Source organism: Metabacillus schmidteae, from assembly GCF_903166545.1.
Lineage (GTDB): Bacteria > Bacillota > Bacilli > Bacillales > Bacillaceae > Metabacillus > Metabacillus schmidteae.
On sequence record NZ_CAESCH010000002.1, the window covers coordinates 203,668 to 217,862 of the forward strand.

A 14,195-nucleotide genomic window follows, 5' to 3' on the forward strand; every position below is an offset into this window, starting at 1 on the left:
ACAATGAGATTAACAGTATTGGGATTAGGATATATTGGGTTACCAACAGCAGTAATGTTTGCAAAACACGGTGTTCAAGTTCATGGTGTAGATGTAAATGCAAAAGTTGTAGCAATGTTAAACAATAAAGAGCTACATATTGAAGAGCCGGGCCTACCTGAAATGCTTGCTGAAGTAATTGATAATGGGACATTAACAGTAGGTACAGAGCCTAAAGCTGCTGACGCATATATTATTGCAGTTCCAACACCAATTAATGCAGATAAATCGGCAAATCTTGATTATGTTAGAAGTGCAACAGAGATGATTGTACCTTATGTTGAAAAAGGTAACCTCGTTATTCTTGAGTCAACAGTTCCACCAAAAACAATTGAAAATATCATGATGCCGGTACTGGAAAAAACAGGCTTAGTATTTGGAGAAGAATTGTATATTTCTCACTCTCCAGAGCGCGTTTTACCTGGTAAGCTTTTTGAAGAACTTGTTTCAAATGATCGTATTGTTGGTGGTATTAACGAAAAATCAAGTCAATTAACTGTAGACCTTTATAAAGCATTTGTAAAAGGAACAATTCATGTAACTGATTCTACAACAGCAGAAATGGTGAAGTTAATGGAAAACACGTATCGTGACATTAATATCGCTTATGCTAATGAATTAGCCCGTATTGCTGAGAATATTGGTTTTAATGTATGGGAAGCAATTGATCTGGCTAACTGTCATCCTCGTGTTAATATTCATAAGCCAGGTCCTGGGGTTGGAGGACACTGTATTGCAGTAGATCCATACTTCATTATTGAACAGGCTCCACAAGAGGCTCGTTTAATTACACTTGCACGTGAAATTAACACTTCTACACCTGTTACAGTCGTAAGCCTGGTTGATAAAGTTCTAAAAGGAATTAACCATGCAACAGTGAGTGTGTTCGGGCTTGCATTTAAAGGAAATATTGATGATATGCGTGAAAGTCCGGCATTAGAAATTGTTGAAGAATTAAAAGCAAAAGGGTTTGATTTGAAAATCTATGACCCATATGTTAAAGATTCTTATGAAAATAAAGCAAACAGCGTTGAGGAAGCAGTTGAAAATAGTGATTTAATTCTTGTTTTAACTGATCATGCTGTATTCAAGGATATTAACTTTGACGAAGTGAAAAACAAAATGAGAACTCCAAAAATCCTTGATACTCGTAACTTGTTAGAAAACCTGCAACTAACAGAAAAAGGTATTGATTATTTACAAATTGGTTCAGATCTATTAAGAGGTGTTTCTTGTGAAAACTAACAGCCGTAATAGCATTGAAAAATACGGAGAAGCTGTGACAGCAGAAAACGAAAAACTACTAAGAGATCGAATTCATTGGGTTTGTAAAGCAGTTCGAGGATCTTCGGTATTAGATATTGGCAGTGGGAAAGGCGATACATCTATTCTGTTAGCACGTGAGGGATTCGCGGTAACGGGTATCGAATCTGATCAAAATGAATGGGATTTTGCTAACCGTGAATTAGGAAAAGAAAATGAAGACGTTAAACAACGTCTTCATTTTCTGCATGGAAATGCAATTACATATGAATTTGAAAATAAAAGCTTTGACACATTAATTGTTGGACATATCATTGATCAACTAACCCATCCGGAGAAATTAATTAAGAAATCCTGGGAGCTGTTGAAAGATAACGGTACAGTTATTATCACAACACCATTTGGTCTTCAGAATTCAGTGGAGCAGAAATCAACCTACTATCTAACTAGTTTGGTACAAGAATTACACCCTTACTATGAAATTGAAGAATTAACGATTGTCGGTAAATCCTTGTGTGTAATTGGTAATAGGCGTGAAGAGGTTATCTTAGAACAGCTGCAAACTATACCTAGAAATTGGACGGAAATTATTGAAGATGCGTTCTTTCAGTTAGAAAAAGCCTTTTTAGATGAGTTGGGTGAACAAGCATCTGACGTCTCATTAATAAAAAAAGAGCTGGAGTCTTTGAAAGAGGAGATTACAAAAACAAATGAAAAATTAAAGGATCCTTTTATTGGTGGGAATGGTCTATTCATGCAACAACAAATGATGGGCCAGTTGGAGCAGGATAAGAAGATTAAAGCTGAACTTCATCAATATAAAGCACGTGAGGAACAATTACGACGTGAATTTGTTAATTATGAAAACGTCCTAATGAAGGCGATTCAACAACGTGAAAAGAATTTGCGTTTTTTACGTAACCGTTTGACAATTGTCGAACAATCAACAAAATATAGAATCGGATCAATGATTCATTCATCGTTAAGAAACCCTTTAAGGTTTCCAAAAGAGCTTTATAAAATTGCCCGGACAACTGCAGGAAGCTTTAAACGTAAATTAAAAGGACAAAAGAAGCGTTATAAGTTAGTTGACTTACCTTACTCACTTGGACCTGTCCCTAGATCACCATTTTCAAGAGGGGGAGGTAGCACAGTATCATATACGACAAACAATGAGGATCTAAATGATTTGTTAATCATGGGGAGATATGATACACCATCTAAAGTGAAGGACCTTAGGGTAGCATCAATTCTAGATGATTTCTCTTATCAATCATTTAAAAATGATTGTCATCTTATTACGTTCCGACCTGATAATTGGTTAGAAATTTTAACAAAAGAACTTCCACAGATTCTTTTTGTTGAGTCAGCTTGGAGAGGTAACAGTGGTTCTTGGCAATATAAAATTGCCAAATATAATACTCCGCAAGGGGAAGAACTGGATAATCTTTTAGAATGGTGTAAACAAAATAATATTCCGACTGTATTTTGGAACAAGGAAGATCCGATACACTTCGAAAAGTTCATTGATACAGCGAAAAAGTTTGACTACATTTATACAACAGATGAAAACTGTATTCCTGACTACCAAAGAGAAGCAGGACATGATAGAGTGTTTGCATTGCCGTTTGCAGCTCAACCAGCTATCCATAATCCTATCAAAGTGAAGGATTATAAAGAAAAAAACGTGTGCTTTGCAGGTTCCTATTATGCAAACCGTCATGAAGAGCGACGAAAAGATCAGGAAGAATTATTAGATGCAACAAAAGAATACGGATTAGAAATCTACGACCGAAACTATAATCAAATAGGTAAAGAAGATCTTCAATTTCCTGAGAGATTTCACAATAATATTAACGGATCCTTACCTTATTCAGAATTGGTTAGAGCCTATAAGCAATATAAAGTTTTCTTAAATGTAAACTCCGTCCAAAACTCAGGGACTATGTTCTCCAGACGTGTGTTTGAATTAATGGGTTGTGGGACAACCGTATTAAGTACATATGCTAAAGGGATAAAGGAAATGTTTAGTGACCTAGTCCCAATGGCGCATGATGATACATCTGTTGATGAATTAATCAATAAGATCATGACAGATGAAAGCTGGAGAGAAGAAAATGAGCTTAAAGGAATGCGTGTTATTTTTAATGAGCACACATATGCCCACCGTCTATATGAAATCGGAAAGAATGCTGGTTTTGAACTGGAAAAACCGTATGAAGGAAAGGTTCAGGTACTTGCTGTTTCATATAGCAATGATGAGCTGGAACTACTTATTAAACAGTTCCAACAACAATCATATGGAAACAAAAAACTAACGATTGTCTCTCTTGCAGAATCTACACCGTTCTTGGCTAATCAAGACATAGAAATCATTTCCTTGGATAATCTTGAGGAAATTGACAAAGCTTTCGAGGAAATAACAGTGGAAGCATCTTATATAACAGTGTTTGGTAAGGATCATTTGTATGGCGAACACTATTTAAGCGATTTAATGCAAGGATTTATTTTTGCAAACTCAGATGTTGTGGGAAAATCAGCATTTTATAATAATAAGGAAAACCAGCTTGAATTAATCAATGGGGAAAATGAATATACGTACACATCAACCCTAGCTAATGATGCTTTTATCCTTCGAAAAGATGTGTTATCACATTATGGGATCAAACCATCAGAACTGTTTGAAAATAACTTCACTCTTAAAGAATATTCAAGCTTTGGACTTAGAATGTTTGCTAGTAACCGTTATAACTTCATTTACAATGGGGCGTCGATTAAGGATAACGAAAAGGAAGATTTATTAACAGGAGCAATTAAATGAAAAGGGGGGAGTATTTATGACAGCTAATATATTGAAACCCTTTATTTATGCAGATATTGATCTGAATATCATTGACGGCTCGGCCATTTGGGTAACATCAATACTTGAAACAATGGCACAGGATCATGAAATTGAGCCGACAATTTTACTCAAACGACCTGTTATCAGAGACTTGCTTGTTAAAAGCTTTCAGAAGTATCCTAATGTTACGATATTAAACCCATGGTCTAAAGAATTTAAAGAACTAGGGTTAAATCTGGAAGATGATAGCTTTCTAAAAACAAAAAGATTAACACCAGAACAAGCTACAAATATCATGGATGAGCTTGACCAAATGAACAGATACCATATGTTTTTAGTTAGAGGCTATCAGCTTGCGAAGGAAATTGCCTATAATTATGTCTTTTCGAAAAGAACATGGTTTTATCTAACAGACTTTCCTCAAAAAAAGGAAAAGGTAACAGAAGAGGATTATCGAAATATTACAACCATTTATGAAAATGGTGCACGACTTGCATTGCAGACACCTGTTCTAATTGAATATTTTAAAGATCTACTCAATGTGAAGGATGAAGGAAAGTTCATATATCTTCCTCCAATGGTTCCAAACTACGAACCTGAAACAAGGCAGTTTACAAATAAACATAATCAAATTATTTATGCTGGTAAGTTTGCTCCATTTTGGAAAGCACCAGAAATGTTTGAAGCTTTTGGGAAAGTAAAAGATCCAAACATAAAATTTGTGGTTATAGGTGATAAATTCCACAATTATCCACCTACTGAAAATTACTCTGATCGAGTATCTCAAGTTCTGGAAAGCACCAAAAACATTATTTGGAAAAAAGGCTTAAGTCGTGCAGAGGTGCAAGAATATATTCAAAATAGTGATTTAGGTGTTTCTTGGCGTCATGAAGTTCTTGATGAAAGTAAGGAGCTTTCCACAAAGGTTTTAGAATATGGACTATATGGAAAACCGGTTATTATTAACCGTAACCCTCTTCATGAAGAGCTTTTTGGTGCAGATTATCCGCTTTTTGCAAACTCTGAGGAAGAGTTTATCGAGAAAATTAGAGTAGCTTTTTCAGATGAGGAAAAATATCTTTTAGCAGCACAACGTGTATTCTCAGTTAGTGAAAAACACATGTTTGCTAATATTATTAAATATTTAAAACCGATGCTTATGGAAATGATAGAAATCTCGCCAGAAACGGAAAATATGACTGAGCGTCGGTATAATAAGATAAAAGTATTATTCGCGGGTCATGACTTGAAATTTGCTAAGATGCTGATAAATCATTTCGGTACATCTATGGATTTCCAAGTAAAAGAAGATGTATGGAAAGGTCATAACACTCATGATGAAAAGCAAAGTAAAAAGCTTCTTGAGTGGGCGGATGTCATTATTGCCGAATGGGGACTTGGTAATGCTGTTTGGTACTCCAAGCATAAGAAAAAGCATCAGGTATTAATTGTTCGTATGCATCTTCAGGAAAAGAATACAGCCCACCCGCCTAAAATTACATGGTCAAATGTCGATCAATTAATTTTTATTGCTCCTGGGCTACGTAAAGAAATGGAAGAGGTATTTGATTTTCTTCCTCAAGAAAAGATTAGAATTATTTACAATCTTGTCGATACAAAGGCTCTTAATAAACCGAAACTGGAAGATAATCAGTTTAATATTGGTTTAATGGGGATATCCCCTGCTCGTAAACGTCTCGATATAGCTGTTGATATATTCGAAAAGCTTTGGAAGATGGATAATCGCTATACCTTGTATGTGAAGGGACATCTTCCTAATAAATATGCATGGTTATGGAATCGGGAAGATGAGCGTCAATATTATGAGCAAGTCTTTAGAAAGATAAACAGCCGTCCATATCGTGATTCTGTCATTTTTGAAGGCTGGGGAGAAGTATCTGAATGGTATCGAAAGATTAGATTCGTCCTATCACCAAGTGACTTTGAAAGCTTCCACCTTGCTGTAGCAGAAGGTATGGCAAGTGGTTGTTTTCCTGTTATTCGTGATTGGCATGGAGCTAGTGAGCTTTACCCAAATGAATATATTTTCCATGAGGTAGATGAAGCTGTGAACATTATTCATCAAACAAATAATAAGCCTCATTATGAAGTTGAAGAAGTTTCAGAGTCACTAAGAACATTTATTCAAAATCGATATGATAAAAACCTTATTTGTTCTCAGTGGGAAGAAATGGTTATTGAACTCAGAAGTAATCTAAAATAACTTTTATCGCCTTAAATAGTAAACCACGATATGTAGTCTTACATAATCGGTTTTCTATTTAAGGCTTTTTTGGTAACAAAAGGTTTTTCCTTTTTCTTCTATTAAACTATAAATAGTTATACTATAATGGTTATTGTGTTCATTTTTATATAAATTGCGGGGGAGATTGATGAATAAATATTTTTCAAAAGTTTCACTATTGATGATCATTCTGACTTTATTAATTAGTCCTTTATCATCAATAGTCAAGGCACAAGAACCAATTGATGATGTAGTAAAAGAAATATATATTGGTCAATTCAATGATGATACTGAGCTCTACTATAAACAAGAGTATGCTCCAATAGTTGCTAAAAAGGGTTCAATAGCATTTTTTGAGAAGGTTAAAGAAGAGCTTTTTATTAAAATCAATAACGATTCTATTAAAATAGACGAATCAAGTGTTACTTTGGAACCAGAGGCGATAATAAAAGAAGAGGATAAAGATTTCCTGGAATATACGGAAGACTTATCTCAAGTTTTAACAAAACAAGAGATTACTTTAACGAATATTGATTCTGAAGAGGAAAATATTGAAAGAGGTTTTTCATATACAATCCCAGAAAACTCATCTCTTATGGTAATAGATGAAAGTGAGGGATTTTATGGGATTTTAATTGGAAATATGAAAGCTGCAATCGCAAAAGACCTTGTTGTTTCTCCAGGTAATAAAGAGGCAGAGAAGAATGAAACCATAATAGCAGAGGAATCAAAAGATATTATCGAAGAGGTTTCAGAAGAAAAGGAAAAACAGGGGTCTAATGAAAGTGAAGAGTCGACAACAGAAGGTAAATCAAATCAAGAAAGTGAAAAGAAGGCTGTTACTATCTCATCAACAAATGGGAACTATTTCATTAGTACAATAGAGAACCAATCAATCTATATTAAAGAAAATGGTAACTTAAAGGAAGTAGGAAAGCTAGTACAAAACCAAATCTACACGAAGAAAGCAGACTATGGGAATTGGATTATCATTCAATTCGGTAAAAAGGACGGTTTTGTCTACAAATCAACTCTAAATTTTGTATCAGCTGATAAAAAGGCATCATTAGAAACTATTAATGTCCAAAATTTAAAGAAAACCATTGACATACCGTCTAATACAACTGTATATGACAACAAAACGGGAGAGTTGGTTCCATTTCTTATCTTCTCCAATAAACAAACCTTTCCTGTAGTAAGTGATTATGGTAAGTGGAATAAAATTAATGTGCTTGGAAGAACAGGTTATGTAAGAAAAACATCAAATGCGACCTCAAATCAAGGTAACTATTTCACAGTAAATAAAAATGGCATACCTCTTTATGTAAATAATAAAGGCTCACTTGAAAAAGTCGGTGAACTAACCAATGGCCAAGTCTATGAAAATGCAGGCGATTATGGGAATTGGATAAAGGTTAACTATGCAAATGGATTAGGTTTTGTCTACAAAGACCATATAAAAGATGCATCTTATGATCACAACGCATCATTCGAAAAAACTACTCCAACATCTAAAAAGTTTACTACTTTGACTGATGTGACTGTATACGACAATAAAACTGGACAATTAGTTCCCTTTTTTACACTTGATAAAAACGTGTCATATCCGATTATTAGTGATTATGGAAATTGGTATAAAATTAGTGTACTAGGAAGAACGGGTTATGTGCATAAAGAGAATGTCATATCAAGTACAGGCAATTCACAAAATTACTTTAAAGTAACTGAAGATAATCTTGCTATATATATTAAAAGCAATGGAAAGTTAGTTAAAGCTGGATCACTAAAAAAAGGAGAAATCTTTAATAGGGTGAAGGATTACGGAAACTGGCATCAAATCAAATTCTCCGAACAAGATGCTTTTGTATATAAGAAAGGAACTGTTGCTTCATATGGCAATTTACCTAATGTTCCAACATCCACGAGTGAAAAAACAGCTAAAATGAAGATTGAGACAGCTGTCTATAAACAAGGCAAAGATGGCCTAATTCAAGTGGGGACTATTGAAAAAGGTATAACCTATAAAATTAATAGGCCATATGGAAACTGGTTAGAAATAAACTATTTAGGAGTTAAAGGGTATATTTATAAAAATAATTCCGAAATAGAATTTGAATCAACTGACAAATATTACAAAGTTTTGGAAGAAGGTTTAACTGTCTATGAAAACAAAGAAGGTAATCTGAATAAAATTGGTACTCTTTCAAAGGGGCAAGTATTCAAAAGAGAGCAGGATTATGGAAACTGGCATAAAATTAACCTTGGAAGAACGATGGCTTTTGTTTATAAAACATCAACAGAGCCAGCTTCTGTAAATGAATTTAAAAATGGTGTTAGTGATAATGTTTCCTATACCAAACAGGTTACGACTAACAAATCTTTAGTTGTGAGAGAAAAGGAGACAAACTCATCTACTCAAATAGCAGAAATAGCAAGTAATCAGGTTGTCCATGTTATAAAGGAAACAAAAAGCTGGTATCAAGTAAATATTTCCGAAAAAATTGGGTATGTTTCAAAATCAAGTGTGGAGAAATTTTCGTATATAAGGATTACAAAGGATAATGCCTATGCTTATCAACCTTATGGAGATGTATCTGTTGTAAAGGGTGCTTTGGTTAAAGGGCAGGTTTTTCCACTGATCGAGGAGTTAGAGGATTCCTACCTTATTCAATTTGGTGAAGGGCAAGCAAACGTAAAGAAAAATGTCTCATATCCTTATACAGACAACATAAATTTACCATTGTACGATGGAAGAGAAAAACCAAGCCTTGAATTTATTAGTTCTAAAGATATCACCGTTTATGATAATTCCGGTAAGGAATTAGAACCATTTGCTGTGGTTAAAGGAAAGGTTAATTATCCCATTTTAAGTGATTATGGAAACTGGTATCGCTTGGCAATTGGCGGACGAATTGGATTTATCCGGAAAAACAATGATGTAAATGTTAGTCAAAGGACTAATGAAGAATTAGATTTATCCTTCTACCGAAATGCGAATAAGAATAGTAACATGCAAAGAGTGAGTAGTTTTATCAATACGAACCCTAACATGCCAGAGAATGAACTAATGAAGCTAGTTGAAAACAATCAATATCGCATTCATCCTTATGGAACATATACATTTAAAGAGGAAATCGATTGGGTTGGAAATCCAACAACAACTAGATCATATTATCGTTCACTTCATTCTCTTAATTTCTTATCTGACTATGTTGAAGCTTATAAGCTTTCTGGTAACATAGAATATATTAGTAGGAGCTATTCTATCATTAATCAGTGGTATAAAAAAAATCCTGTGGACAAGCCTGCTCACCTAATGGCTTGGCATGATGAAACAACCGGATTGAGGTTAGAGCTATTAGTCTATTATTTTGATGAAACCAGACATGTTTTAACAGATGAACAATTGAGTTTTTTATATAATTTAATAGTAGAGCACGCAGAACTGCTTGTTAATGATGATTTTCATACTGAGAAAACTAATCATGGTATGTTTCAGGATGAAGCCTTACTTATATTCAGTGATTACTTCAATGAATATAAGCTAAGTACTTTTTATAGTAGTACTGCGAAAGAAAGATTAAAAGAGTATTTCGATTATATTATTTCAAAAGATGGTGTTCATAAAGAGCATTCCCCTAGTTATAACCAACTAATTGCTTCTTCAATTAACGCTTACGCTAACTATTTTGAAAAACATGGGGACATAAGCTTTGAAAACTATTTAAGAGGCTTGTATTCACTAATGAGTGACTACGCTACTTACGTCATTAAGCCGGATGGTACATTGCCAAAGGTTGGTGATACCTTTGAAAAGGACCATCCAAACACATCCTTATGGACAGATAATGAGCAATATCAATATGCTGCATCAGGTGGAGCAAACGGAATAGCACCTGTTAAGAACAATGTTGTATACCCTGAGGGTGGGTATGCCATCTTTAGAGATGGATGGTCATCCAAAGCCAACACTTATGTTCATTTTACTGCAGCTTATCATACTGATTATCATAAGCATAGTGATGATTTAAGTGTATATATTTACCATGATGGAGATGTTGTAACAGAGGCTGGGCCAAATGGTTATGACTATAGTTCACCATATACAGAATATGCTTATTCATCATTTGCTCATAATACCCTTATTGTAGATGACAATGGATTACCACGAGTTGATGGTAAATATAGCAAAACGGGGATTATTGATTATAAATTATCGGAAAACGCTCCAAGTGTAACAGGGAAAAATGATAGATATGATGGAGTATCCCATACAAGAAATCTCACATATGAAAAGGATCTTAATGAGATCATTGTTTCAGATACCATTACTTCAGGTCGAAGCCACAATTATAAGCTTTTATGGCATTTGGCAGAGGATGTTAAGCCTATTATTCAAGATCATATAGTGAAATTGTATAGAAATAATAAACTGATTATGGAAATTGAATTATTTTCTCATCAATCTCTCTTAATTTCAGCTGTATACGGACAAGAGGATCCTCTTTTAGGCTGGCACTTTAAAGATGTCAATAGTTATAATCCATCATATGTAATAACTGTAGGTACAAATTCGGTAAATGCAAAAATTACAACTAAGTTTACAATAGTGAAATAATAGCGATAAAACCTGGGCTTTTATGGAGGGCTCAGGTTTTTTTGATACTTTTATACTAAAATAATATATTTACAATAATGGATAAAATAGTATAATAGTTCCGAAAGAAAATATTATATAATCCTTACTAAACTTGTAATCTTATTTAATTTACTTCAATAGGACTATATAATGTAAAAAAAACTGGGGGGCGAAGGAAATCAAGGTGTTAAGAAACAAAATTTTTCATAGCTTTATAACTGTTATCCTGTTACTAAGTTGTTTTCCATTTTCTGCATTTGCTGAAATGAATGAGGAGAAACCACAAGAAGAATGGATAACATTAACTGCATTGAAGGATACAGTAATTGTTGATGACGGTGAAAATGAATTATTTACGATAAAAGAGGATGCCATCTTTTATGGTTATATAATAGAAGATAAAACTCTTATTAATTGGAATGATACTGCATTTGAAGTACCTACTGAAACGGTTCAAGAAATAGATAATGTAGGTGTCCTCGGCGAGGACATTCCAACACTTTCAGTGGATGAGCAAGTAAAAGAAAACGTCCGAACACTAGAAAATACAGCTATTGCATACTCAGAAGGAAACCGGGAATCTGAGATCGTTGCTGAAATAAATAAAGGAACTTCTATAAATATAGTAGAAGAAAATGATGAGTATGTATCAGTTTTAATCGGTAACAGAATTGGATACATATTTGTTTCCGATCTTGAAGTTTTACCTGAAGATAATAATCCCAGCCAAGTGAAAGAAGAAAAAACGGATAGCACAGAAGAACCTGTAGCAGAGGAAGAACCTGTAGCAGAGGAAGAACAAGCTGCAGAGGAAGAATCTAATGCAGAAGATGAAGAAGCTAAAGGGGAAGAACCGAAAGAAGCACCCTCAATGACTTCTAACCAGACAACAGAGAAGATAAAGGTTAGTAGTTTCAATCCAGAAACAAAGTATTTTGAGATAACCTCTGATACAACAGTATATGTAAAGTCAGGAAAAGATTTAGTTAAAGCAGGTGAACTCTTAAAAGGTCAGACTTTCCAAAGAATTAGAGATTATGGAAATTGGCATGAGATTAAGTATGGAGACCAGTTTGCTTATGTTTGGAAAGAGACCACAGCTCCAGCCAAAAAAGGAACGCTGATTTTTAATACTTCTAAGGCAGAAAAAGAGACGTTTAAAGTAATAAAAACAGCAACAGTTTATGACAACCAATCAGGAAAATTGATACCAATTACAAATATAGAAAAAGAAATCAAGTATCCTGTATTAAGTGATTATGGTAACTGGTTTAAAATTGATGTTGCTGGAAGAGTAGCCTATATTCATAAAGATAATGTAGAGTTAATTATTACATCATCTGAATATTTCCAAACAACTGAAGATGACCTTGCGTTGTATCGTAAATCAGGTAGTAAATTAGTAAGAGTAGCTACGCTTGAAGGCGGTACAATCTTTACAAGAAAGCGTGACTATGGAAATTGGCATGAAGTGCAAATCGGAAATCAAGTAGGCTATGTCTGGAAGAAGTCTACAAAGTACGTACTAAATAAGCCTGAAAATACCAACACCTCTTACAACTCAAATGGTGGACAAATCAAGGTTATCCAAGCCTCAACTGTATATGATAACAGTGGAGGTACGTTAAGAGAAATTGGCCAGCTTGATAAGGGTGTAACATATGATATCCTTTCGAGATATGGAAACTGGTATCGTATTGAACTCTCAGGTGTGGTAGGTTATGTATACCATAGTAATGTTGAAGAAGTGTTTACTTCAAAAACTCAATATTTTGAAGCAAAAGAGGATGTAGCAGTTTATGACAACCGTAATGGTAATTTAGTCCAAGTGGGTAATTTAATTCAAGGACAACACTATAAGCGGATAGCTGATTATGGAAACTGGCATAAAATTCAATTTTCCGATCATTTTGGATATGTTTATAAAAGCTCAACAAAACCATCCTCCGCATCAAAAATAAAAAATAAAGCAACATCGGATAGTGTTTATGGATATGCAACTCCAAAGAATGATGTCATTGTGTATGACAACACTTCAAAAACATTAGTTCCGTTTGGGGTACTGAAAAAAGGAGTTAAATATAAAGTTGAAAGTCCATATGGGAAATGGCTAAAAGTAAATTATGCCGGACGCTATGGATATATTCAAAAAGATCAAGTAGATTTAAAGGTAGAAAATGTCTTAAAACCGAAGAATATTGTTGATCCAATGCAAACATATACGTATGAAACAATGGTTAAGGATTTAAAAGAAATTGAGAAATCTTATCCAGGGCTTGCTAAATTATCAAGCATTGGTAAATCTGTTGACGGAAGAGAATTATATGCTTTAAAGCTTGGAAAAGGGAAAACTGAAATCCTTATTCACGGCTCCCACCATGCAAGAGAATGGATAACAACAAATCTTGTTATGGAAAAAATAGATCAATATGCCTATTTGTATGCTACAAATGGCAAAATGGATGGATATAATGTGAAGGAAGTTCTGAACAATACAACTATTTGGTTTGTGCCAATGGTAAATCCAGATGGTGTTACACTTGTTCAAAAAGGACATACTTCCGCAAAAAATCCAAGTAATGTTCTTAAGATTAATGGCGGTAGTAAGGATTTCTCAGCTTGGAAAGCAAATATCCGTGGAGTAGATCTAAACAGGCAATACCCGGCAAATTGGAATTATATTGTTGGGAATACTGGAAAACCATCACCAGATAATTACAAAGGACCTAAGCCATTAAGTGAACCTGAATCAAGAGCAATGGTTGATTTTGCAAATCAGCATGATTTTAAGACAGCTGTTTCATACCATTCATCAGGTCAAATCATTTACTGGCAATTTAATCAAACAGGAGAACGCTTAAAGAGGGACCAGAAACTTGCTAATAAGGTAAGTGATAAAACTGGCTATTCTTTAGTACCAATTAAGAAAAATCCAAGTGGTGGAGGCTTTAATGACTGGTTTCTTACTTATAAGAAAAACCCTGGTTTTACCCCAGAACTTTCACCGTATGTAGGACCAAGGCCAGTTCCGTTACGAAACTTCAATAAAATTTGGAGAGAAAATAATTCTTTAGGATTAATTCTTGCAAAAGAAGCATACGAAAATCGAAATAAAAGATAAAGAGATATGACTTATGGGACATTTCCTTAGAACCAACATAATTATC

5 protein-coding genes are annotated in these 14,195 nt (G+C 34.2%); all 5 read left to right on the forward strand.

All coding sequences use genetic code 11. The features are described from left to right. The first annotated feature begins 3 nt into the window (after nucleotides 1-3). The 5 genes from HWV59_RS21890 (at nucleotide 4) to HWV59_RS21910 (ending at nucleotide 14,149) form a co-directional block, all read left to right on the forward strand. Complete coding sequence (locus tag HWV59_RS21890; protein WP_175640260.1) at nucleotides 4-1,284, forward strand: nucleotide sugar dehydrogenase; 1,281 nt, start codon at nucleotides 4-6, stop codon at nucleotides 1,282-1,284. Next, the gene (locus HWV59_RS21895; RefSeq protein ID WP_175640261.1) at nucleotides 1,274-4,123 is read left to right on the forward strand and encodes a glycosyltransferase family protein; all 2,850 of its coding nucleotides are present in this window, start codon (nucleotides 1,274-1,276) and stop codon (nucleotides 4,121-4,123) included. The genes HWV59_RS21890 and HWV59_RS21895 overlap by 11 nt, the downstream gene beginning before the upstream one ends. 16 nt (nucleotides 4,124-4,139) lie before the next feature. Further along, a complete protein-coding gene (locus tag HWV59_RS21900) occupies nucleotides 4,140-6,368 on the forward strand; it encodes a glycosyltransferase (RefSeq protein ID WP_175640262.1) in 2,229 nt (742 codons plus the stop codon). Between the two features lie 169 nt (nucleotides 6,369-6,537). Beyond that, the gene (locus HWV59_RS21905; RefSeq protein ID WP_175640263.1) at nucleotides 6,538-11,007 is read left to right on the forward strand and encodes an alginate lyase family protein; all 4,470 of its coding nucleotides are present in this window, start codon (nucleotides 6,538-6,540) and stop codon (nucleotides 11,005-11,007) included. 205 nt (nucleotides 11,008-11,212) lie between these two features. Further along, nucleotides 11,213-14,149, forward strand: coding sequence for a M14 family metallopeptidase (locus tag HWV59_RS21910; protein WP_102230867.1), 2,937 nt, complete (start codon nucleotides 11,213-11,215; stop codon nucleotides 14,147-14,149). The last annotated feature ends 46 nt before the right edge of the window (nucleotides 14,150-14,195 follow it).

Coding starts and splice junctions, on each gene's coding strand:
- HWV59_RS21890 (WP_175640260.1), top strand. CDS start 4: ATGAGATTAACAGTATTGGGATTAGGATATATTGGGTTACCAACAGCA.
- HWV59_RS21900 (WP_175640262.1), top strand. CDS start 4,140: ATGACAGCTAATATATTGAAACCCTTTATTTATGCAGATATTGATCTG.
- HWV59_RS21905 (WP_175640263.1), top strand. CDS start 6,538: ATGAATAAATATTTTTCAAAAGTTTCACTATTGATGATCATTCTGACT.